Annotated in this window: 17 protein-coding genes; 6 read left to right on the forward strand and 11 right to left on the reverse strand. The window is 49.8% G+C overall.

Annotated features, from left to right (window positions below):
* Positions 1-14: 14 nt before the first annotated feature.
* Genes AC50YG_RS18985 through AC50YG_RS19000 form a run of 4 tightly spaced genes read right to left on the reverse strand, consistent with a single transcriptional unit; the run spans position 15 to position 3,335 of the window.
* Positions 15-1,061 (reverse strand): ABC transporter substrate-binding protein, encoded by a 1,047-nt coding sequence (locus tag AC50YG_RS18985; RefSeq protein ID WP_494828635.1) that lies wholly within the window; start codon positions 1,059-1,061, stop codon positions 15-17.
* A gap of 27 nt (positions 1,062-1,088) precedes the next feature.
* Complete coding sequence (locus AC50YG_RS18990) at positions 1,089-1,853, reverse strand: ABC transporter permease (protein ID WP_494828637.1); 765 nt, start codon at positions 1,851-1,853, stop codon at positions 1,089-1,091.
* Positions 1,786-2,625 (reverse strand): ABC transporter ATP-binding protein, encoded by an 840-nt coding sequence (locus tag AC50YG_RS18995; RefSeq protein ID WP_494828639.1) that lies wholly within the window; start codon positions 2,623-2,625, stop codon positions 1,786-1,788. Before AC50YG_RS18995 ends, AC50YG_RS18990 begins: the two co-directional genes overlap by 68 nt.
* 29 nt (positions 2,626-2,654) lie before the next feature.
* The gene (locus AC50YG_RS19000) at positions 2,655-3,335 is read right to left on the reverse strand and encodes a Crp/Fnr family transcriptional regulator (RefSeq protein WP_494828641.1); all 681 of its coding nucleotides are present in this window, start codon (positions 3,333-3,335) and stop codon (positions 2,655-2,657) included.
* Between the two features lie 361 nt (positions 3,336-3,696).
* On the opposite strand from AC50YG_RS19000, the gene AC50YG_RS19005 reads away from it, so the two are divergent.
* The 5 genes from AC50YG_RS19005 to AC50YG_RS19025 all read left to right on the forward strand — a co-directional run bounded on the left by AC50YG_RS19005 (position 3,697) and on the right by AC50YG_RS19025 (position 10,424).
* Positions 3,697-5,253: a response regulator gene (locus tag AC50YG_RS19005; RefSeq protein WP_494828643.1), complete on the forward strand. Its 1,557-nt coding sequence runs from the start codon at positions 3,697-3,699 to the stop codon at positions 5,251-5,253.
* Between the two features lie 7 nt (positions 5,254-5,260).
* The gene (locus AC50YG_RS19010; protein WP_494828645.1) at positions 5,261-7,003 is read left to right on the forward strand and encodes a sensor histidine kinase; all 1,743 of its coding nucleotides are present in this window, start codon (positions 5,261-5,263) and stop codon (positions 7,001-7,003) included.
* A gap of 266 nt (positions 7,004-7,269) precedes the next feature.
* Positions 7,270-8,646 (forward strand): ABC transporter substrate-binding protein, encoded by a 1,377-nt coding sequence (locus AC50YG_RS19015; RefSeq protein ID WP_494828647.1) that lies wholly within the window; start codon positions 7,270-7,272, stop codon positions 8,644-8,646.
* Positions 8,647-8,733: 87 nt separating this feature from the next.
* Positions 8,734-9,621, forward strand: coding sequence for a carbohydrate ABC transporter permease (locus tag AC50YG_RS19020; RefSeq protein ID WP_494828649.1), 888 nt, complete (start codon positions 8,734-8,736; stop codon positions 9,619-9,621).
* On the forward strand, positions 9,618-10,424 hold the full coding sequence (locus tag AC50YG_RS19025) for a carbohydrate ABC transporter permease (protein ID WP_341280185.1): 807 nt from the start codon (positions 9,618-9,620) through the stop codon (positions 10,422-10,424). The genes AC50YG_RS19020 and AC50YG_RS19025 overlap by 4 nt, the downstream gene beginning before the upstream one ends.
* Before the next feature lie 83 nt (positions 10,425-10,507).
* Here AC50YG_RS19025 and AC50YG_RS19030 read toward each other — a convergent pair whose 3' ends face one another.
* Entirely contained in the window at positions 10,508-11,548 is a 1,041-nt protein-coding gene (locus AC50YG_RS19030) for an alpha/beta fold hydrolase (protein ID WP_494828651.1), read from the reverse strand.
* A gap of 217 nt (positions 11,549-11,765) precedes the next feature.
* Here AC50YG_RS19030 and AC50YG_RS19035 point away from each other — a divergent pair, with 217 nt between their 5' ends.
* On the forward strand, positions 11,766-12,458 hold the full coding sequence (locus AC50YG_RS19035) for an MIP/aquaporin family protein (RefSeq protein ID WP_494828653.1): 693 nt from the start codon (positions 11,766-11,768) through the stop codon (positions 12,456-12,458).
* 123 nt (positions 12,459-12,581) lie between these two features.
* On the opposite strand, the gene AC50YG_RS19040 is transcribed toward AC50YG_RS19035, so the two are convergent.
* The 6 genes from AC50YG_RS19040 to aspA all read right to left on the reverse strand — a co-directional run bounded on the left by AC50YG_RS19040 (position 12,582) and on the right by aspA (position 22,816).
* Positions 12,582-13,697, reverse strand: a complete 1,116-nt coding sequence (locus AC50YG_RS19040) for a response regulator (protein ID WP_494828655.1) — start codon at positions 13,695-13,697, stop codon at positions 12,582-12,584.
* Complete coding sequence (locus AC50YG_RS19045) at positions 13,694-15,427, reverse strand: sensor histidine kinase (protein ID WP_494828659.1); 1,734 nt, start codon at positions 15,425-15,427, stop codon at positions 13,694-13,696. Before AC50YG_RS19045 ends, AC50YG_RS19040 begins: the two co-directional genes overlap by 4 nt.
* Before the next feature lie 303 nt (positions 15,428-15,730).
* Positions 15,731-18,910: an RCC1 domain-containing protein gene (locus tag AC50YG_RS19050; protein WP_494828810.1), complete on the reverse strand. Its 3,180-nt coding sequence runs from the start codon at positions 18,908-18,910 to the stop codon at positions 15,731-15,733.
* A gap of 27 nt (positions 18,911-18,937) precedes the next feature.
* Entirely contained in the window at positions 18,938-19,294 is a 357-nt protein-coding gene (locus AC50YG_RS19055; RefSeq protein ID WP_494828663.1) for a hypothetical protein, read from the reverse strand.
* A 626-nt stretch (positions 19,295-19,920) separates the two neighbouring features.
* Entirely contained in the window at positions 19,921-21,348 is a 1,428-nt protein-coding gene (locus tag AC50YG_RS19060; protein WP_494828665.1) for an NAD-dependent malic enzyme, read from the reverse strand.
* A gap of 46 nt (positions 21,349-21,394) precedes the next feature.
* Positions 21,395-22,816, reverse strand: a complete 1,422-nt coding sequence (aspA, locus tag AC50YG_RS19065; protein ID WP_494828667.1) for an aspartate ammonia-lyase — start codon at positions 22,814-22,816, stop codon at positions 21,395-21,397.
* Positions 22,817-22,820 lie beyond the last annotated feature (4 nt).

The following is a 22,820-nucleotide window of genomic DNA, read 5'->3' on the forward strand; positions in this document are numbered from 1 at the left end:
CTCTCATTTTCGTTTTATTTGCCTTCCTGCGTCTCCTTCAGCAGCGACAGATCGTACAAGCCTGCTAGATCCAAGCCATCTGCTCCGACTCCCTTGATATAGCCGGCATCGACCGCTACCTGCGCCATTATCTTCAAGGAATCTTGGTCGATGTTCATCGTCAGATTTAGATGAGACAGTGTGGCCTTGATCAATTCGGCGTCCAAGCCCTTGCCCGTCAGTTCCTTCAACTCGTCGCTAACGAGAGAATATGTGTCGTCTGGACTATCCTTGATAAACTTGATTGCGTCCTCGTTGGCCAAAAGAACGGATTTGGCCAAATTCCGGTGTTCCTTCAGGAAGTCGTCGCTAGTTACGATAATCGTAAGTGGATAATTCCCCTTGTTCGGCGGAATCTGATCCCACTCGACGGCGATATTACCGATGCCTTCGTTCTCGATCTGCGTCCCCCATGGCTCCGGCAATAACGCCGCTTCTACCTGACCTTGCTTCATGGCCGTCAGCGTATCCGCCGGAGCCATCGCAATAAGCTGTACCCCGCTATTGTCCGTCGACACCTCCAGGCCATGCTCCTGAAGAAGCAGACGCAGAGATATCTCATTCGTGCTCCCCTTTGTCGGGATGGCGACCAGCTTGCCTGCCAAGTCCTTTACGCTCGTCACGCCAGAGCCCTTCCTCGTCACTAGCACGGCACCGCCGTTGTTCGCTCCTGACAGAATCTTGATGTTCTTGCTCCTTGTATATTGGTTGATTATCGGGCTTGGCCCGACGTAGCCGATGTCGATCTGGCCTGTCGCCATGGCAGTCGAGAAGTCCGAGCCGTTATTAAAGCCCTGTACTTCGATCCTCACATTAGCGCCAAGACGGTCTTGCAGGTAGCCCTTCTTGATCGCTACGAAGGCCGGAGCATGGGTCACGTTCTTGAGCAAGCCGATCCTCACCGTAATGGGGTCGACCGACTTGGAGCTTCCGTTACTCCCCGAGCCAGAGGCCCCGCAGCCGGAAAGCAGAATCAGAATCAAGACGATCATAAGACTCGAATAAGCCACTTTTCTAAACATGCATCATTCCCCTTTTCCTGGTTAAGCTTACGTTTTGGCAGCATTCAGACCGTACTGGGTCCAGATCCGTTCCTCTATGCGCTTGAAGACGAGGTGGTCGGAGATTGTACCGAGAATCGCGATCACGAGTACGATGCAGAGCATAAGAGAGGTGTCGCCGAGGCTTCGCCCCTCCTCCAGCAGCTGCCCCAAACCGATACCGCGCGCAATGAGCTCACCGGAGACGAGTGCCCGCCAGGCGAACGCCCAGGCCATGCGCATGCCTGTAATGAGCTGTGGTATGGCTGCAGGGATCATCACTTGGTAAAAGAGTCGGAACCCGCGGCCTGTTCCAAACATCTCCGCCGACTTAAGATAAATTGGAGGAATGTTCTTGATCCCACTCCGACTCGCAATCGTCATCGTCCATGTCGCCCCAATCGTCGTGATGAACACAACGGCGAAGTCGTTCAGCCCGAACCATATGATAGCGAAAGGTAACCAAGCGATGCTCGGCACCGTCTGCAGAGCAACGACGACAAATCCGAACGTCTCGTCCAGCAGCCGGCTCCGAGCGAACAAGACGCCGAGTGTCATGCCGATGCCGCATGAGAGGACAAACGCGATGAGGATTCGCCTCAAGCTGCTAAGCGTCGCTTCTAGCAGTTGCCCATTGGCCATCCCATCGTAGAATGTCTGCATCGTCTGCAGCGCCGATGGAAAGCGCCAGCCCCAATGCATTGTCCTATATGCCGTCTCCCAGATTATTAGCAGTAGAATGAGAAAGAGGGCTTTTCTCCAAAGTGTAGTCATTGCCATATTCCTCCTTCGCCACCTTCTCCAGTTCAGCGGCCAACGTATCCATAATCTGACTCTCGATATGATGCAGAAGTGAGTCGCCAGGCTCCCGCGGCCGTGCCGCCTGTACGCGGAACTCCTTCTTAATCCGTCCCGGCCGGGTAGACATGACGAGCACTCTGTCCGACAGTATGACCGCCTCCCGGATGTTATGCGTGATGAACAGAATGGTCTTCCGCGTGTTTAGCCATATTTGCTCCAATTCCTTATGCAGCAGCAGCCTAGTCTGTTCGTCCAGTGCAGCGAACGGCTCATCCATGAGCAGAATCTCCGGGTCCATAACGAGCGCCCGCGCTATCGCCACCCTCTGCTTCATCCCACCCGACAGCTCGTGGGGATAGCGGTCCGCAAACTTCCCCAAATGGACAGCCCGGATCTGCTCCATGGCTCGCTCGCGGCGCTCCTTCTTTTTGATTCCCTTTTGCTTGAGACCAAATGCGACGTTCTCCAGCACGGTAAGCCAAGGATACAGTGCATGGTCTTGGAATACGACGATTCGATCAGGCCCTGGGGCCGTGACTTCCTTGCCGTTCGCTTCTACTCGGCCGTGATCCGTCTGCTCTAGACCTGCTACTAAGTTAAGCAGTGTGGACTTGCCGCAGCCGGAAGGACCAAGGATGGAGACGAACTCTCCCTTTCCTATCTCGAAGTCAATGTCTTCCAACGCAGTATAGCCCGCTCTACCCCGTTGCGCGAACGTCTTGCCTACTCCTTCTACCCGGATCATGCTACCGCCCCCCATGGCTTTCCACATCGTTACAAGTGCTGTTGGAACTCGTTGGTATCGTGAATGACAACCCTTTTCTTCTCATAGCGAATGATGCCTTCCTCCCGCCATCGACCCAATGTCTCCGTAACCGTCTGCCTGCTGCAGCCGATGACATAGGAGATCTCCTCATGGGTAAGCGAAAGCGTGACGACCGTCTCCTTCCCCACACGAACTCCGAGCTGCATTAGCAGTTGAGCCAGCCTCCAGGCAACCGGCCGTGAGATGAGCGTCTCTACGTAACGCTGTGTCTGCAGCAGACGACGGGCGTTGACCACCGTAAGCGCATAGAGGGCATCCGGATGTTTCTTCAGCAAGCTGGTGAATTGGGAAGTCGGAATCGAGAGAATCCGGCTGTCCGTGATGCACCGCGCATAGCGTTGTCTCTTCTGCCCCGTCAGAACCTCGGCCGCACCGAACACCTCGCCCTTGTGCCTCAGGAACAAGGTAATGCTCTGGCCCTCTTGCGCAAACTGCGAAATCTTCACCAGTCCGTCCTGGACGAAATAGATCTCCTGACTTTCTTCCTCGCTCCTGAAAATAAAGGAGTTCTTCTTCATGCCACGAGAAGAGCCAAACTCCTGGAAGAGCTTCGCTAACGCGAGTTGCTCGGCTTCACCGTTATCCGTTACGGTTTCTTCCCAATTGGAGGACATACCCTCTTGGTCCATCGTCGTTCCACCCTTCTCTAGCTGCTGGATAATTCAAAGTTTACCTATCGGTATTCACAATTATAATTCATGGTTTAAAACAAAAAAAGTCGGCTAGCCGACAAAATATAAGACGTATCATTGGTTTATTTGTCGGAGATGGTAGTAACAGAAAAGAATAAGGTGAGGAACGGTCATATAAAAAATACAAATATTCAGGTTTTCGTCGTATACTTGGCGAAAGTTAGTCCATCTCTAAGAACGCCTTTGGGTTCTCAAATCAGCTGTCATTTATTGAAAGGGACAGGCTCAGTTGTATTCAGATACATGGCGCAAAAGAATGATAAATTTAAAGCATTAAGAATATGGAGGCACGAAACAGATGAATTGGGTTAAAGTGATGCTCGTGGATGATGAAGTGCTGGCGATTGAGCATATGAAAAATCTAATTTCGTGGCAGCAGCTCGGTTACGAGATCGTCTGCACGGCGAACAAGCCGTCTCAGGTCATAAGATTGGCGAGAGAGCATCGCCCAGACTTGATTATTATGGATATCGTCATGCCCGGCAAGGATGGACTGGCGCTTAGCAAGGAGCTGCTGGCAGAGGGACTGGCGCTGAAAATCGTGCTGCTTACCTCCCACAAAGAATTTGAGTACGCCAAAGAAGCGCTCAAGCTGGGCGTGTCCAACTATTGGATTAAGCATGAGATGGATGCGGAAACGGTCAAGCGAGAGCTCGGCGGTTTAAGGGAGGACATTGAGACCGATAGGCGGCTCCAGAAAAATGACCGCGGCAGACTGCTCGTTGATTGGCTCGGCGGAAGGCCTCTGTCGGACACGCAGTGGAGGACGGCGACAGCGGGCGTGGGCGAAGCGTTCGATCGGCTTCATCTGCTGGTGCTCGAGCCTGCCCGTATGATGCCACTGCTGCCCGGTGTTATGCCAATTAAACCGGACTGGCCGACGGAGTGGCCCGATGTAAGAGATTCCAGCCTGCTAGCGGCGATCCCCTTTCTAGAAAGCTGCTTTGTTCTCATTTACGGGGATAAGAGCAGCAGGGGCGAGAGCAAGATGCGAGAGCTGCTTGAGGAAAAGGCGGCCGAGGCACGGCGTACGATCGAACAGCTGACGGGCCGCGCTGCATCCATGGCGATGGCGTACGGTTTGCCAAATCGGGCGGACGTTCCCGGAAAGCTCGCTGAAGCATTGAAATGGCTGTCACAGGCGATGTTTCATAGCCCTGGCCACTTGTTCCGATTGAACGAGCTTCAGCGTGAAGAAGAGAAGGCCCCCTTACATCTGGAATGGGAAGAAGGCTTGACGAAGACGAAGGAACTGCTGTCGGAGAGCCAATATGAAGAAGCTGCGCGCGAGGTTTCGGCCTTATTTTCGCTAGCTTTGATAGCAAAGGATGCCAGCGGATTCGCGGACTTGTGTCGGCAGCTGGTCAGCATGTTGAACCGCTATCGCTCCACTTGTGGACTGCCATCTCTAACGGAGACTTGGGCTACTGGACCGGGCACGAGAGCAGATTGGTCCTCGCTTGCGGGTATTCGCGATTGGTTTTTGCAAGAGTTGGATACGCTTGCACAAATGTCAGCCGGACTGCCCACAGTATCCCGCAAGGTGCGCCAAGCGCTGGAGCAGATGGAGCGCCATTACGGCGATCCCGAGCTCGACGCAGATACGCTTGCAAGGCAGCTCGGCATTTCACGCGACCACTTCCGCCACCTGTTCAAGCTGGAGACAGGCAAGACAGCGCTTGACCGGCTTACAGAAATCCGAATGGAGAAGGCCAAGCAGCTGCTGGATGAGGGAAACCTCAAGGTTTATGAAATCGCCGACCGGGTCGGCTTCCGCAATGGGCAGTATTTCAGCCAAGTCTTCCGCAAGCTGACGGGCATGACCCCGCTCGAATATATGGAGAAACGCAGGTGACCTTACAATGCGCATGAGGATACGCACCAAGATAATTGCCAGCACCGTTCTCGTCGTTTCCATTTCGCTTATTCTTAGCGGCTTTTTCATCTATGACTACGCCAAGGATATTATTCGCGAGCAGTCGATCAAGGACAGCCGGACGAAGCTCGCGCAAATTTCGTTTCAGCTCAATAAGATTCAAGAGCAGGTCGTTAAGACAGCGGAGTACATCGTATCCGACGAGGAAATAACAGCTCTCATTCACGCGCCAGCAAGCGAGGATATTGAGGTGAATTACTTCCGCAAGCAAGCGGTGCAGGAGAAGCTCGGGCGGTTTGTGGCGCTCAGCAACTTTATTCTGAACGTCGTGATCGTTACGCCCAAGGAGGAAACCTATTCCAACTATAGCGGTTACGAGGACTATTTCTCCGAGTACTTGAAGCAGGACTGGTTTGTGAAAATGAAAAATTCACGCGCTGCCTACAGCGAGCCGCATCCGTTCTTTTTTATTAGCGGCAACCGTCAGGTCTTTAGTTACGTGTTGAAATATCGCCCCATCGGGCAGGAGTTAGACGCGGAAAGCTATCTTGTCATCGATATCGCCTATTCCGAATTAGCAAACGTCTTTTTGCAAAGCGCGCAGGATTTCGAGCAAATCGAGCTGTTCACCGGCTCAGGCGCCCTGCTGCTTGAGGCTAATGATAAGCTGCCGGAAGCAGACCGGTCGTTCATGACGAGCGTCTTGCAATCTGGCGAGCCATTCGCGGAGGACGCCCGCACGATCGTATTGATGGACGATGCCATGAACCAGGGCTGGAAACAGGCGGCTTTGCTGTCTAAGAGCAAATTATTTATGAAAATTAATCGCGTGTTCTTTTTCTATATCATTATCATTGTTACCGCCATTATTGTAACACTGGTCGTCATGCTGCCCATTATTGTCAATTTGATGAAGCCATTGATCCGGCTGACGAATGCGATGAAGCGCGTCGCGGTCGGCGATCTCGGGACAAGCGTCCATATTCGCAGCGGAGACGAGCTTGAGATTATAGGCACAGGCTTCAATCGAATGGTCAGAGACTTGAAAAGCCTGATGGACACTGCCGTCCAGAACGAAACCTTGAAACGGCAAATGCAAATCGATTTATTGATGGCCCAGATCAATCCGCATTTTTTGTACAACTCCTTAAATACGGTCATTTACTTGTCCCATGCCAATCGTGGGACCGAAGCGGCCGAAGTGACGCAGGCGCTCATCTCCATTTTGCAAAATACGATTAAGACGGGTGAAGGGGCTGTACGCGCACCTCTGTCGGAGGAGAAACGGATCATCGACAAATACACGGTCATCCAGCAGACGCGTTATCCTGGCCAATTCCGGCTCATCTGGGAGATTGACGAAGCACTGCTTGACCGTTCGGTTCCCCGAATGGCGCTTCAGCCGCTCGTGGAGAACGCGATTGTGCACGGCATCATTCCGTCGGATCTAGAGGAGGGCACGATTATTGTGCGGGCTTACCGGGACGGAGAACAGCTTGTCTTGGAAGTGGAAGACGACGGACAAGGCATGACGGTTCCCGAAGAAGGCTGGAGGATGCACATGGGGCAGGTGGGACAAGAACCGGAGCGTACGAGAGGAATTGGCTTGTCCAATATCCAAGAACGGCTGCAAACCCATTTTGGCGCATCAGCGCGTCTGGAAGTATCTAGTGAATGGGGCCAAGGCACCCTTATACGAATTATGCTTCCTTGGACGGAGCAAGCGTAAACGGCTGTCGTCATCCTCTGGCGGCACAGCTTCCGTTTCGCGTAGAAATATAGAGAAAGGATGGAATCATCATATCCTCTCCTATATTTCAAGCGTAAACGGCTTTCGCCATCCTTTGGCGGCACAGCTTCCGTTTCGCGTAGAAATTGAGGGGATCACCGGATTTTATACGAAATCGCCGTTTTGGCTGATTACCGGCTAATAGGGTCCTGAGTTACGATAGCATTGTAAGCACTTACAAAATTATTTTAGGGGGACTCACCAACGTGAACATCAAAAAGAAGAGCAAATGGGTGGGCGGTTTCGTATCTGTGATGATGCTGACTGGGCTGCTCGCAGCCTGCGGCGGCAACAACACCACTGTAGACAACGGTACGGGCAACAATGGAAGCACTGCTGCTCCTGCGGCGTCGACTGCGGCCAGCACCGATCCGACGCAGATTAGCGGCACCGTTAAAGTCTGGGATTGGGATGAAGCGTTCCAGAAAGGCATGATTGTAGAATTTAATAAAAAATATCCGAACATCAAAGTCGAAGTAACCGTCGTTAATCCGAACGATTACTTGCAGAAGCTGCAAAGCGGCATCGCTTCCGGCTCTGACGTTCCCGACGTCATTCTTGGAGAGTCGGCCTACCGCGGCAAGCTGTTTGACCTTGGTGTGCTTGACAACCTTGAAGCGGCGCCTTATAACTTCGACAAAAGCACCATTATAGATTACGTCGTGCCTTACGTCTCTAATTCCAAGGGCGAAGTCATTGCCGTTGATCAATCGCTAACGCCCGCAGGCTTCGCTTACCGGAGAGATTTGGCGAAGCAGTATTGGGGTACGGACGACCCAGCTGAGCTAGAGAAAAAGATTTCAACCTGGGATGATTTCATCGCTGCCGGCAAGGAGCTTAAAGAGAAGAGTGCTGACAAGGTGCTCATGTTCCCTGGTCTTGGCGACGCATTTCTTGCTTTAAAAGGGCAGAATTTTGTTTCCTACGTAAACGGCACAGAAATCGATTTGACGAGCAAGCTGCAAAAGCCTTTGAACCGCTTGTTTGAGATGCGTGATGCTGGCATTATCGGCAAAAATGAATTGTGGACACCCGCTTGGTCGGCTTCCATGGCGAAAGGCGAGTTCATGTTCTATCCAATGGCACCATGGGGAGCCAAATGGCATATTTCAGCGAATGATCCCGATGGTTCGGGACGCTGGGGTCTCCTCAAAGCGCCAGAAGGCGGATTCACCCGCGGTGGAACAGCGATCGGCATTTACAAGGACAGCAAGGTTAAGGATGCGGCTTGGGCATTCATCCAATACGCCTACTTGTCCGAAGAAGGCTCCGCATTCAACTTTAAGACATTCGGCAATATGACCAGCTCCAAGTCATTCTATGAAACTCAAAAAGCGCTCATCGACGCGCCAGGACCTTACGACGAGTTTTTCGACGGCCAAAATCTCGCGAAATATTTTGTCGAAAATATCGTTCCCGATATGAAAGGCGAGGCACAGTCCAAATACGATTCCGTCGTAGACTCTGTATTTAACGCTCTGTACCCGCTATGGATGAAGGACGGATCGGTTACTGCCGACTCCGCACTCCAGAAGTTCATTCAGGAAACGAAGAATAAAGCGTCCGATGCGACCGTTAAGTAAATTTTGGGAAAACGAGGGATGACCGTGAATGCGGAACGCATAATTAAGACTTCCGCCGCATCCAGCAAACGCAGATGGGGGCCACGCATGTGGCCCTATCTTTTCGCCCTGCCTTTCGTGCTGACGTATGCGGCGTTTCAACTGTATCCAGTCCTATACTCATTCGTGCTCAGTCTGCATGACTGGAATGGCATAGGTGAGAAGACGTATGTCGGCTTTAAAAACTATATACAGCTTTGGACGAATGACCCTTTGTTTATTAAATCCTTGTGGAACACCTTGATCATGATGGCTATGTTTATTCCAGTAACCTTGATTCTAGGGCTCACGCTGGCGTATTGGACTTTCCATTTGACGCGTGGCAAGAGATTATTTCAGACAATCAATGTATTACCATATATTACGACACCGGTAGCCATCGGCTTTATTTTCTCTTATTTGTTCGATTGGCAGACGGGAATCGTGAACCTGCTCCTTACGAAAGTCGGACTACTGGACGAAGCCTTTTACTGGCTACAGGACCCATGGGGCTCCAGAGCGATTATCGCTCTAATGGTCATATGGCGCAATCTTGGGTATTTTATGATTATTTTCATGGCTGGCATGACGGTCATTCCGCAAGACGTATACGAAGCCGCTAAGATGGACGGCTCTACAGGGCTTCATACCTTCCGTAAAATCACAATGCCTCTGCTTCGGAACATTATCGTATTTCTCGTCGTCACCTCCGTTATTAACGGCTTGCAATTATTCGATGAACCGAAGCTGCTTTATGGCGGATGGTCAGGCTCGGCGCAGGTCGGTGGTCCTGACAATACAGCACTAACCATTATTTGGAAGTTTGTGGATGAGTCATTTGGTTCCAACACGCGTTTCGGCTACGCTTCAGCTATTGCCTACTCGCTGTTCTTGCTAATCGTCTTATTCTCCATTCTAAGCTACAAACTTACAGCACCTAAGGAGGACAAACGATGAAAGCAGCCAGCATGTGGTTTTGTCTAATTGTCATCTCCCTGCTCTCGCTATTTCCGTTCTATATTATGATCGTAATGGGAACCCATTACAGCGAGGATCTATTCAAAGGGATTCCTATCCTTCCAGGCAGCTATTTGGGGGAAAATCTGAAGACGGTACTGCAGGCCGACTTTATCAAAGTATACGGAAACAGCTTGATCGTATCGATTGTATCCGTCGTACTAGCAACATTTACAAGCACGCTGATTGGCTACGCCGTGGCGAAGTTTGAATTCCGCGGGCGCAAGCTGCTCCAGACCTTCGTTATCATCACCATGATGGTGCCGACCCAGGTTGGATTGATCGGTTATATTATCGAAATGAGACATCTCGGCGTCGGCAATACACTGTGGCCGGTCATTCTTGTATGGGCAGCATTCCCGTTCGGTGCATTTTTCATGATCCAATTCATGCGCGATTCGATTCCGAACGACCTGCTGGAATGCGCGCGCATTGACGGCTGCTCGGAGCCTGGAATCTTCGTCCGCATCGTGCTGCCCATTATGAAGCCGGGTTTGGCGACGCTGGCGACACTGGTGTTCCTGTGGTCGTGGAACAACTACTTGCTGCCTCTCGTCACAATCAACAAATCAGAGTGGTACACGCTCCCGATTTTCATCTCGAATTTAGGCATCGTGCATCGGACTGATTACGCGGCACGAATGACCGCACTTACAATGACGACGATTCCCGTCCTGATTTTATTTATCCTTGGTTCCAAAACGTTCATGAAAGGCTTGACCGCTGGAGCGGTTAAAGGCTAGATATTATTGGCAATATGAATAGGCTCCCCCCTACAGCAACAGGTTTTATGACAAACCTGTCTGCCGCAAGGGGAGCCTATTCGTTATTTTTCTAACTTTAGAAAGGTATCCGACATCCACTTAACAAAACGTTCCTTTTCTTCATATTGCGGATAATGCGCCGATTCCGCATAAGGAAGGAATTCCTTGTGCTTAGCATCAATACTGTCAAAGTAGTCCCTAGCTGCATGGGATGAAGTCATAAAGTCATAGTCCCCCATAACAAAATAGAAGGGCAGCTCCAGCTTATTGACTAAGGTAGGCAATGGATGTTTAAAGACCTCCTCAATTAATATCCCCTGGGATTGGGTCATCCCTTTGTTGTAACGGATGGCATCGAGCAAGTTGTATTCGCTAGTGAACATCAAATTCACCAGAGAACCGTCTGGAATTTTGGTTAGTCTGGATGCCCCTCCGTATTTATTGACATAGTGGCGAGGAGTCAAAGCCCCACCCGTCTCAATAGCTTCCTGCAATTGCTCCAGTTGTGTGGTATCCTCGGCGTTTCCTTCTACTTGTGCCTGTCCCAGAACGTAATGCAGAGCGTCGATCTCGCTTTCTACCGTGTCCCCCATTTGACCGATTCCAATATAGGCTTCGTACTTTTCAGGAGCTCTTGAAGCAGCTTGCGTAGCAAGATAGGTACCGTATGAATGACCGATCAGAATAATCTTTTCCTTGCCCAGCCGTTCCGCAACGTAATCCGTTACCGCCAGCAGATCCTTCACCAGCAAATCAGAGGAAAGATTAGAATAGTCCTCGTTAAAATGATAGGATTTGCCGCTGGCCCTTTGATCGTAGTTAACGATGGTAAACTTCGTTTCCAATAGATTTTGCATGCTTTTTGCAAAGGGAATTTCCGAAGCGCCTGGCCCTCCATGCACATTCAAAATAACCGGATTATTTCGATTGTTGCCCCTAATCATAATCTCTTGTTTGGTCCCATTCAGATCAACGTGCTCCAGCACACTTATACTATTCTCGCCTTTTATACGAGGCGTCCATGTCGGGAAGAAGAGGGTTAGACAGACTAGCGCAATAAGCGCGATGCTAATGATCAAGGTTGGTTTTACAATGTTTTTCATTTCATGCGTTCCTTTCAAATCCATAATCTATCAGCTAATGATTCCATAATACTCCACTGCCGATTATTCTAAATCCATCTCATGGATGAAATAAGGCACCGTCTCTGGTTGTATATGAGAAAATAGGGAGCTCTGCCCTTCCCCGCCCCATGTTCAGTTTTTGTAAATATGCCTCCTTTATAATCAAAAGGATATTTAATCATTGGGAGGTAAGTTGATGAACGCTTCATTCAAAAAATATGCTGCCGAATTCATTGGAACATTCGTGCTTGTTCTGTTCGGCTGCGGCAGTGCCGCTACAGCGGGAGGTGAGCTTGGCTATTTGGGCATTGCATTGGCATTCGGTCTGACTATTGTGGCGATGGCCTATGTCATCGGTCCAATATCGGGGTGTCATATTAACCCCGCGGTTTCACTTGCCATGCTTATTAGCCGCAAGCTAACGGGGGCGGATTTCATTGGGTACGTGGTTTCGCAAATCGCTGGTGCTCTTGCTGGCTCCGCCATTTTGTACGCGATTATTGTGTCCGCAGGCCTGCCCACAACGGGGCTTGGTCAGAATGGCTTTGGCCCTGGGTACGGAATCGGGATTTCAGCGCTGATGGCATTCATAGTCGAAATCATCTTAACCTTCGTATTTATTTATACGATACTGGGCGTCACCTCCACTGAGGGCAATGGAAATGTAACGGGCCTCGTTATCGGACTGACGCTCGCTTTTGTGCATATTCTTGGCATCGCCTTAACCGGAACTTCTGTCAATCCGGCAAGAAGCTTGGGCCCTGCATTGCTGCTTGGCGGCGAAGCGTTATCCCAAGTGTGGGTGTTTCTTATTGCCCCGCTTGCCGGCTCGGTACTGGCCGTTGCCGCTTACAAGTGGCTGAACAGCCCTAAGGGGAAGCAAGCCTAAAATGATTTCAAGCTCGTTTTGAGGAATTTCGGGAGGAGAGGGCTGCTGGGAGGTTTTCCAGCAGCCCTTTTTTCACGTGTATTTTTCCATAAAAAAAGACCCCCTCAATAGATGAGGAGGCGATCACTGATACCATTTATAAATCTGAAGAAATTCCTTTGAAGGGTGGAGGCCAAGCTCATTAAACAACAATTGCGTATAGTGCTCATAATAGCTGCTTATGGACTGCCGATCCCCCATAGCAACGAGAATCTTCAGCAGCAGCAGATTTGATTCCTCTTCAAATTCATTGCGGGCTACCATTCTTCTCATTATTTGCGCCGCTTCTCTAAATCGCTTCTGGTCCAGCAGCCAGCTTGCAAGACGCTTAGCCAAGGAATCATAGATAATGGCTAGTCTCTCCCGCTCCACAGCTGCCCACTCAAAAGATTTATCATCAAACAAATCGCCAGCAAATTGCTTCTCCAGCTCGATAGCCGTCTCTGCATTGGATGCATGGATTTCATATAGAGCCTTCGCCTGCTGCTCAAACTGGATAAAATCGACATCGGCATGATCCAAATCAACCCGATACTGCTCTTGCGCTGAGATGACCACCTCTTTCAACCCATGCGGTGACAAGACTTTTCTAAGCTGGTATGCCGCTGTACGGAGATACGTTTCTGCATTTTTAAGGGGCATTTCCGGGAAAACATCCTCTAAAATACGGGTTTTAGAGGTGCTGCGGCCATGATTGATGAGCAAATAAGCGAATAATTCCATGCTCTTTTTAGAAATCCATCTTACGTCACCTTCTTGCCTGCTGCTCACCTCGAAACACCCTAAGCCGCGAACCACTAGTCGATTAGTCGTAAGATCCTCCGCAGGATGGGAAGAAGCGTCCTGTCTTCTAGCCGCTTGTGTAATGGTCTTGGCCAAGCGCTTTCGGGAAACCGGCTTAACCATATAGTCCAATGGATAAACATCGTAAGCTTCAATGGCAAATTCAGAGTGGGATGTCGTAAATACAATATCCAGCTTAGCACGAAGCGAACGCAAGCTATGGGCGAGCTCGAGACCGTCATCCCCAGCTATCCTGATATCTAAAAATGCCAGCTCTACTTCATTTGCCCGAACGAATTCCAGCGCCTCAGCAGCCTTCTGGAAGCTTCCCACAAGCTCTACGTCGTCCATAGTAGACAACAGCCGCTTCATAGCAAGCAGCATGGCCGGCTCATCGTCAACGATAACCACCTTCATCGCTCTGTTCCGCCTCTCACGCTGAATTGAAATAGGCTTCCTTGTCCTAATTTACTCTCCACCCATAAGTTTCCCCCGCCTAGTTTGACAAACTGCCGGCTTACAAGCAGACCTAGTCCCGCTCCCTTTTCTCCTAAAGTGCCCGTCAATGAGTCCAGCTGCTGCTCACTAAGCAGCCTGTGAACCTGATCCTCATCCATTCCAACTCCATCATCGCGGACTGAAATGATCACCATATCCTCCGATAACTCGGCCCCTATATGAACGGACCCGCCCAGCCCAGTAAATTTAATTGCGTTGGATAACAAATTGCGGATAACTAAGCCAAGCACTTGTTGATCAGCATACACATAAGTCTCTGCAGCAATGGTGTGATGTACATTTATTTGTTTAGCCTCGCTAGTAATATGCAGCAGATGGAAGCATTCCTCTACAATCTCAGACAGCTCCAGCAGCTGTGGCCGGAGGGTCACGTCTTCCCGCTGGCTGCGAAACCACTCCAGCAAATTATTGGCTATGCCGAGCGTATTACGGATCTGACCACCCAGCGCCTCAACGATTTCCCGGTGATCGCTCGCCATTCTGTTTCTGTCTTCTTCTAGAAGCTCCACTAGTTGAAATTGCAAGGCCAGTGGACTGCGAATATCATGCGAGACGATTGTAAACAGTTGATCCTTCAGCTGGTTAAGCTGTGCGATCTGTTCCAGATGGCGCTGCTTCTCTGTTATATCGAAGATAAGGGAAATACTGCCCTGCGTATGCTTGCTCTGCTTTTGCAGCGGATATACGTTTATGCTGTAAATTTTCCTCTCGCCATTGAGCCAAGTGTCAATTTCCACACTGCCCTGCTGCATAGACATGCACAACTTCTGCCATTGCGGCCATGGTGCCAGCAGTTCTGCCATTCCCCGGTCATAAATTTCGGCATGACCCAGCTCTAAAAACCACTGAACAGCCTTTTTATTGCTGTCGATGATCTTTCCTGAAGCATTTGCAATCAATATACTTTCCTGAAGCGTATCGAGTACGGCATCCCTGGCATAAGGAACAATAGAGAAAAACTTATACCGCATGGCAATGACCAGCATAATCATACCTGTAAATCCACAATAAACCGAGAGCCTTAGCAGCCATGACGACATTTCCGGATTCACAAATTTAATAATCTCAAGCACCAGTGGCAATGAACCTAGACCTAGAACCCACATGCCTGGCTTGCGAAAATCATCTCGAATATTTCGCACATAATGAATTAAAAAATAAATACATACAGCCACGATGCTGTAACAAAAGAGCGTAAATAGGATGGAATAAATGGTTTTTGTCGTTATTAATTCGCCATTATAGAGCTCAATCGTGCGAAAAATCAAGTGGAGCTCGGGGTCGAACCATACTAGCAGCGACCATAGCACGAATACCGTGAACAGCAGCACTTTCCATCGAAGCTTAATAACCTTGTCGGAGCCGATCAAATAATACACAAATAAAACTAAGAAAGGCACCATTAAATTAAGCATCGTATGCTGAACATTACGAAAAATCAGCTTTTCCAGTAAGAGAGAACGGTTCTGCTCCAAAATGATAGCACCAGAGTAAATCATTCGGCATACCGTCAAACCGATGAGATAGCCCACTCCGCGCACTCTTCTAAAACCATACTCCGATAATAAAACAATTCCCATCATTATCAATGAAGCAATCATAGAGACGAGCTCTATTGTGGAATCCATATGGAAGGTCCCTCTATATTTGACATAAATAGAATAATCACTTTTTACTCTCTTCATACAGTATACGAATACGAAACCATAGAGCGCAATATATGCCGCCTCCTATTTCAACAAATAAACCTATTATTCGACAGCATGGGATGGGGGCTGAGGTCGCAGCGTATATAGAAAGTCAAAAAAAAGACTGGCCGAGCCTATCATTAATCAATGATAGGCCCAGCCAATCTAATTTATAAATCGGGGGATGGGCACTGCAGCATCGGGGGATGAGTACTGCAGCCTATTAAATAAAGATTTGCTAGATTAATAAAGAATGTTCCAAAGCCGCAACAGCAAGGCAGTAGCTTCGGCTCTAGTTGTCAAACCGGCTGGCATAAATTTATTGCCTTCCCGGCCCTCTATCAGCCCATTCGCACGGGCATTGTAAACATGTGCTTTGACCCAGGCCGGAATGCTTGCATCATCGGTAAAGGAAGCACCTTCCTGAGTGTCAATCTCCCACTTCATTGCCCGGGAGACCATGGCGGCCATTTCAGCCCGGCTTACCGTTTGCTGCGGCCTTAGTGTCCCGTCGGAATACCCTTCGAGTATGCCGTCAGCTACTGCTGTCTGAACCGCCTGTTGGGCCCAGGCTGGAATACTGTCCTTATCGCTAAAAGGCATCGTAATCGATTCATTGCCCATTGGGATTTGAAGGGTGCGAAGCAGCATAAGAGCAAACTCTGTCCGAGTTACGTAGCCATTAGGCACGAAGGTTTCGGCACTCATACCCTCCACAATTCCAAGCTTCGCTGCTTCGCAAATATTTGATGAAGCCCAATGATTATTAATATCTTCAAAGGTACATGAAGAGCCTGCGTTCCCATTATCAGAAATGCGATTAATCTTTAACGTATACGTTTTTATCGTTCCATCCTCGGCTTGAACCGTGATGGTGACACTATTTTCTCCCACTGCTAAAGGAACAGTCTTTGTCTTAAGTACTGGTTCTCCCAGCAGCCTAGCTGTTGCCATGGCATGAGCAGGTGCCATTTGCAGCTCGACTTCTTTGGCATTCGTACTCGTTATATACTCCGTAGTCCCGGGTGCAAATATTGGCGATAGCTCTATAGCCTTACCGCCTGCAAAAACGTTTAAGTACGCCAGATTTGCATTGCTAGAGCGCGTTACGGACGGTGAGGATGGTGAGGATGGTGTGGTTGGTGCGCTCACTACGCTAAAGCTTGCAGCTGCTGCATCAAGCACATTTCCATATTCATTTTCCACCTCGCCCCCAGCCACATGCACTCTGTACAAGCCAGTGTTAAGCGTGCTGTTAAACGTCAACGTGTAGGTTAGCAAAGACTCATCAAACGTTGTCGTATAAGAGGAAAAGGCTTGCCCATCCTTCGTCATGCTGATCAGAGGCTGCGCATTTGCAGAAGTCAGCAGAGACCCATCATGGATCCAATATACCGACTCGCTCACAGTCACGGAGACTTGGGCCGGCGGCACAACGAATGACTGCTGATTGTTAAAGCCACTGAATGCAACGACGGGTTTCGCGGTATTATCCTGTTTAAAGGGATTAGATACGGCATCGACCACATTGCCTACTTTGTCTAAGGCTCGAATGTGCAAGTACCAGTTGCCATTAACATTGGTCTGACTTAATGTATCCTCGTTGTTGAAAGCCGTCCAGCCTCCGGTCGGGACAGCTGTGCCTTGCGTCCACGCATACAGCAGTGAGGAAGGCTCCACGCCGCTTTGCGTGTCACTAACCGTAACTTTGCTTGAGGCGCTTGCTGCAGACGTTACTCCTCCATTTATGCTGAATGCTACCTCTGGTGGAGTTGAATCGATTTCTAGCGCAATCCTGTACGCTTGGTTAGGATAGAAATAAGGCTCGACGCGGACAGGAATAATTGTATACGCTATTGCTCCCGCCACATTGATTGTTGCCGCATTGCCGCTCGTTATAGATTGATTATTCACATAGACCAAAATTTCATCTGGATCTGTCATCGTTGGCGTTATATGGGCACTGGATATCGATTGCCCATCATAATAATAGGTGTACGATGTGACGGAGACGTCAAAGGCTTCCGTAAAATCCCCTTCTTGCAGCTTCAAATCAATCAGCTTGCCCGGTACGGTGCTTTGACCATAATCGTCGTTCCCCCAGGCAATGACGCTTCCATCTGCTTTTATGGCAAGTGAATGCTCAGCTCCAGCAGAGATGGACACCACATTTTGGAGGCCAGCTGGCACACTAATCTGACCGCTAGCATTGCTTCCCCAAGCGACGACGGTGCCATCCGCTTTTAAGGCAAGTGAATGGTCAGCTCCAGCAGCAATGGACATGAACGTGCTATCCAATTGCAAGGCTAGCGAATGGTTGTCCCCAGCAGCAATGGACATGACTTGATCCAATCCAGCTGGCACCGTGCTTTGACCATCATTATCTCTTCCCCATGCAATGACCGTATGGTCCGCTTTCAAGGCGAGCGAGTGAAACTCTCCTCCGGCAATAGCAACTACTTTATCTAATCCGATCGGAACCGTGCTTTCACTATAAACATCGCTGCCCCATGCGGTAATCGTGCGGTCCGCTTTCAACGCAAGCGAATGATTGGCTCCCGCCGCAATCGATGTTACATTTTCGAGACCGACAGGAACGGTACTTTGGCCATTACTGTTGCTTCCCCATGCAGCGATGGTACCGTTCGATTTCAGCGCAAGCGAGTGACTAGCTCCTCCAGCGATCGACTCCACGCTTCCTAGTCCAGCCGGTATCGCACTTTGTCCATCGCCATTGTCTCCCCATGCGGAGAGAGTTCCATTCGATTTCAATGCGAGCGTATGGGACCCGCCCGCAGCAATTCTGCTTCCTTTAATGGGGGAAGCATAGCCTGCCGGAATGTTCTTCTGTCCATTCCCATTAGAACCCCACGCAACGACTGTACCATCTGCTTTCAGGGCAAGTGAATGAAACCAGCCGTTAGTAATCGCAACCACATCATTCAGTCCCGCAGGTACATCCGCCTGTCCTGCACCATTTTCTCCCCATGCAACAACAGTCCCATCCGCTTTCAGGGCCATTGCAGTCGATCTGTTTGCAGAGATCGATACTACTTTACCATCTGCTGCATCAGTGGGTATTACCGCTTGACCGCTTGAATTAAGTCCCCATGCGACGATCGATCCATCCGATTTTAATGCCATCGCAAAAAAGGCTCCTGCGGCGATTGACACTACGTTACTCAGACCAACAGGGACATTCGATGTGGGATTACTCCCCCATGCAATGACCGTGCCATTCGTCTTTAATACGAACGAAGCCTCTTTTCCGGCAGCGATTGAGACTACATCCGTCTTTGCTGCTGGGGGTATGCTCAAATGATCATAGGCATTATTGCCCCACACCACGACCGTACCATCCGCTTTCAAGGCGAGCGAAGAGCCTCCTCCTGCAGCAATGGCTTTTACCCCCCCGCTGCTAATTCATTCGGAATTGTCGTTTCCCCTCCGTTATTGTTTCCCCTCCGTTATTGTTTCCCCTCCGTTATTGTTTCCCCATCCGACGACTGTGCCATCTGCTTTTAGGGCGAGCGAATGATCACTCCCAGCTGCAACAGAGATGACATGGGCAAGGCCGATCGGCACATTCGTTTGGCCCACATTATTGTGTCCCCATGCGACGACGGTACCATCCGCTTTTAACATGATGGAATGGTTAGCTCCTGCGGAAATCTGTACTCCCTTCACGCTTCGCATGCCCTCTTGTGCTGCATTAACGGTATTCCGCCCATAGGGTGTAAGTAATCCCATTAACAGCACGAGGATAAGTACAGGGTAAACCATCTTTCTTACTTGATTAAATAACAATATGTACACCTTCTTTCATGCCAAAAATTTTGGTTGAAATTCCCTTGTTGAAATTTTAACAAATCCCCGTGAAAGAATAATGAAAGACTTTTGGCTAGGTCCCGAAAGAAGCCAGCGTTTAAACTTCTACCCTCTATTATCGGGAATGGCACAACTAGGAGGACACAGCATCCGCTATTTCAACCGAATCACTGGTTTGGGTAAAGGCTGCGGACACAGGAGCAGCTAATGTGCTGCCTACCTTCATTTTGAGAGGAATGTGAGAGCAATAGCGAATCTCCTGTCCGCTTACGACCTGAAATGGGATTAAGAGCTAGAATAGCGGAAGCTCAGTCCGCCGAAAAAGGGATGAGCTTCCAAAACTGCGTGATCTCCGTCACAGTGCTTTCTGTAGCAGTAGGTCTCTGCACTCCCGATAAAACTATCATTGGGATTTTGAAGGACAAGCTGAGGCAGGATACAAGGTAGATTTTGAAAAGGGGTCTGCATGATCTGGGTGAACCAGTTTTTACTGGCTAAACGATAAAAAGCAGCTATCACAAAAGAACGCTTTTGTGATAACTGCTCGTATGAGTAAGCTTCGCAACGCACCGTAACAGTAACCGTAACAGTAACAGTGGCAGAATTTACTCCTTATTGGAGTCTCTCAATCTTTTTCGGGCAACTCCGGTATTATAGGCCGCTTCTATAACCGCCTCTCTTACCTTCTCCACTACCTTCTGGTTGAATACGCTCGGAATAATATACGTTTCGCTCAATTCTTCATCCGTCACAACGGATGCAATCGCCTGAGCGGCCGCAAGCTTCATCGCTTCATTGATTTCACTCGCCCGGCAATCCAAGGCGCCGCGGAAAATGCCCGGAAAGCAAAGCACGTTATTGATCTGATTCGGCTTGTCGGACCGCCCTGTCGCCATAACTCGAACGTAAGGCTCGGCCAGCTCCGGATCGATCTCCGGTACGGGGTTAGCCATTGCAAAGACGATTGGGTCCTGCGCCATGGACTGAACATCTTCGACCTTGAGAATATTCGGAGCCGAAACGCCAATAAATACATCCGCTCCCTTGATCACTTCAGACAAGCTGCCTGTTTCCAGATGCGGATTCGTTAGCTCGGCAAATGCCGTCCAATGAGGATTGCCATACGAGATGCTCCGACTAATGGCGCCTTCGCGGTCCACACCGATTAAATTGCGCACGCCTGCCGCCAGAAGCATCTTCGAGCAAGCAATGCCCGCTGCGCCGATACCATTCACAATGACCTTAATATCCGACATTTGCTTGCCGGTAATCTTGAGCGCATTGAGCAGCCCGGCCAGGATGACTACAGCCGTTCCATGCTGGTCATCGTGAAACACGGGGATGTCCAGCTCCCGCTTTAAACGCTCCTCGATTTCAAAGCAGCGCGGTGACGAAATGTCTTCCAAATTGATGCCTCCGAATGCCGGAGCGATGGCCTTTACGATGCGAATAATTTCTTCGGTGTCCTTCGTATCCAGGCATATCGGAAAAGCGTCCACACCAGCAAATTCTTTGAACAGCATGGCCTTGCCCTCCATCACGGGCATGGCCGCCATCGGCCCGATGTCGCCAAGCCCAAGTACGGCCGTTCCGTCAGAAACAACGGCGATCGTATTGCGTTTGATCGTCAGCGAGTAGGCCTTATTCGGCTGTTCCGCAATCGCTGTACAAACTTGGGCGACACCGGGGGTATATACCCGCGATAAATCATCACGATTTTTCACCGGTATTTTGGAGGTAATCTCAATTTTCCCGCCCAAGTGAACAAGGAAGGTCCGGTCCGACACATGAATGACTTTAACGCCTTGCAGCCTCTCAAGCGATTCGACAATCTGCTTGCTGTGTGCCTGATCGGATACGTTAACGGTAATATCGCGGACGGTGCTCGTACGGCTCGACGAGATAACATCAATTCCCACGATATCCCCGCTTATCCTTTCAATCGCGGCGGCGATATCGCCAAGAGAAGTTAGTTGTTTATCAATTTGCAGCCGAAATATCATGTAGGTGCTGGCACCATTTGTTACGGACATCTCGATCTCTCCTTTTTTGGTCACTCTATTTATGAAAATGGCTTTTTTATCTCTTGTCCAACAGCTCCACTCCCGCAATGCCCGGGTTTGTCATCTCATACGGATCGAGAATGATTTGGAGCTCCTCTTCCGTCAGCACATTGTAAAGCAGGCATAGCTCACGAACCGGACGGCCTGTCAAAATCGCTTCGCGCGCAATTCGGGCTACGACCTCATAGCCAAGATGCGGGTTGAGCGCAGTGATAACTCCGACGCTTTTCTCCACATACTCTTTGCAGCGCTCCACATTCGCTTCGATCTCTTCCAAGCAATGGGCCCTGAAAACTTTGAATACTTGATTCATCATGCTGAGAGATTGCAGCAAATTAAATACAAGTACAGGCTCCATGACGTTAAGCTCCAACTGCCCGGCTTCAGAGGCCAAACAAATCGTATGATCATTGCCGATGACCTGGAACGCCACCTGATTGACGACCTCCGCCATAACCGGATTGACCTTGCCCGGCATAATGGACGAACCCGGCTGGCGGGCGGGCAAATTCAATTCCCCGAATCCGGCACGCGGCCCGGAAGCCATCAAGCGCAAGTCGTTGGCGATCTTGGACATGTTGATCATGCATACTTTGAGCGCAGCGGACACCTCTGTATATGCATCCGTATTTTGCGTAGCGTCGACCAAGTGTTCTGCATTAGTAAGCGGCAATCCGCTAAGCTCGGCAAGCGATTCAACGACCCGCTTAATATAGCGGGGATCAGCATTGAGGCCGGTTCCAACAGCTGTTGCTCCCATATTGACCTCGTACAAATGGCCGCGGGTCTGCTTAATCCGTTTAATATCACGCTCCAAAACACGGCTGTATGCCTCAAACTCCTGCCCAAGTCGAATAGGTACGCCATCCTGAAGATGTGTTCGTCCCATCTTGATAATGCCGTCGAACTGCACAGCCTTTTTTCGAAACGTCGCCAGCATTTCCTCCATCGTCGCCAGCAGCTTCTCAATTAATACGAGCGTTGCAATATGAATGGCCGTTGGGAAGGCATCGTTGGTCGATTGGGACATATTCACATGCGTATTGGGGCTGACTTTAAAATAATCGCCTTTGGTTCCTCCGAGCAGCTCGATCGCCCTATTGGCGATGACCTCATTGGCATTCATATTTATAGACGTGCCCGCTCCGCCCTGTATCGGATCAACGATAAATTGCTCATGCCATTTGCCGTCCATCACTTCCTGCGCTGCTTGCATAATCGCTCTTCCAGTGTCCGGGTTCAGTTGTCTAATCTCCATGTTTGCTGCAACCGCCGCATGCTTAACGATGGCCATCGCACGAATCAACTCTTCATGAATGCGGTAGCCGGTAATTGGAAAGTTTTCTACCGCTCGCATCGTTTGAATGCCATAATAGGCGTCTTCCGGCACTTCTTTAGAGCCAAGAAAATCTTTTTCGATTCTGAAATGAGCTGACATTGGA

Source organism: Paenibacillus sp. J31R34 (genome assembly GCF_059383715.1).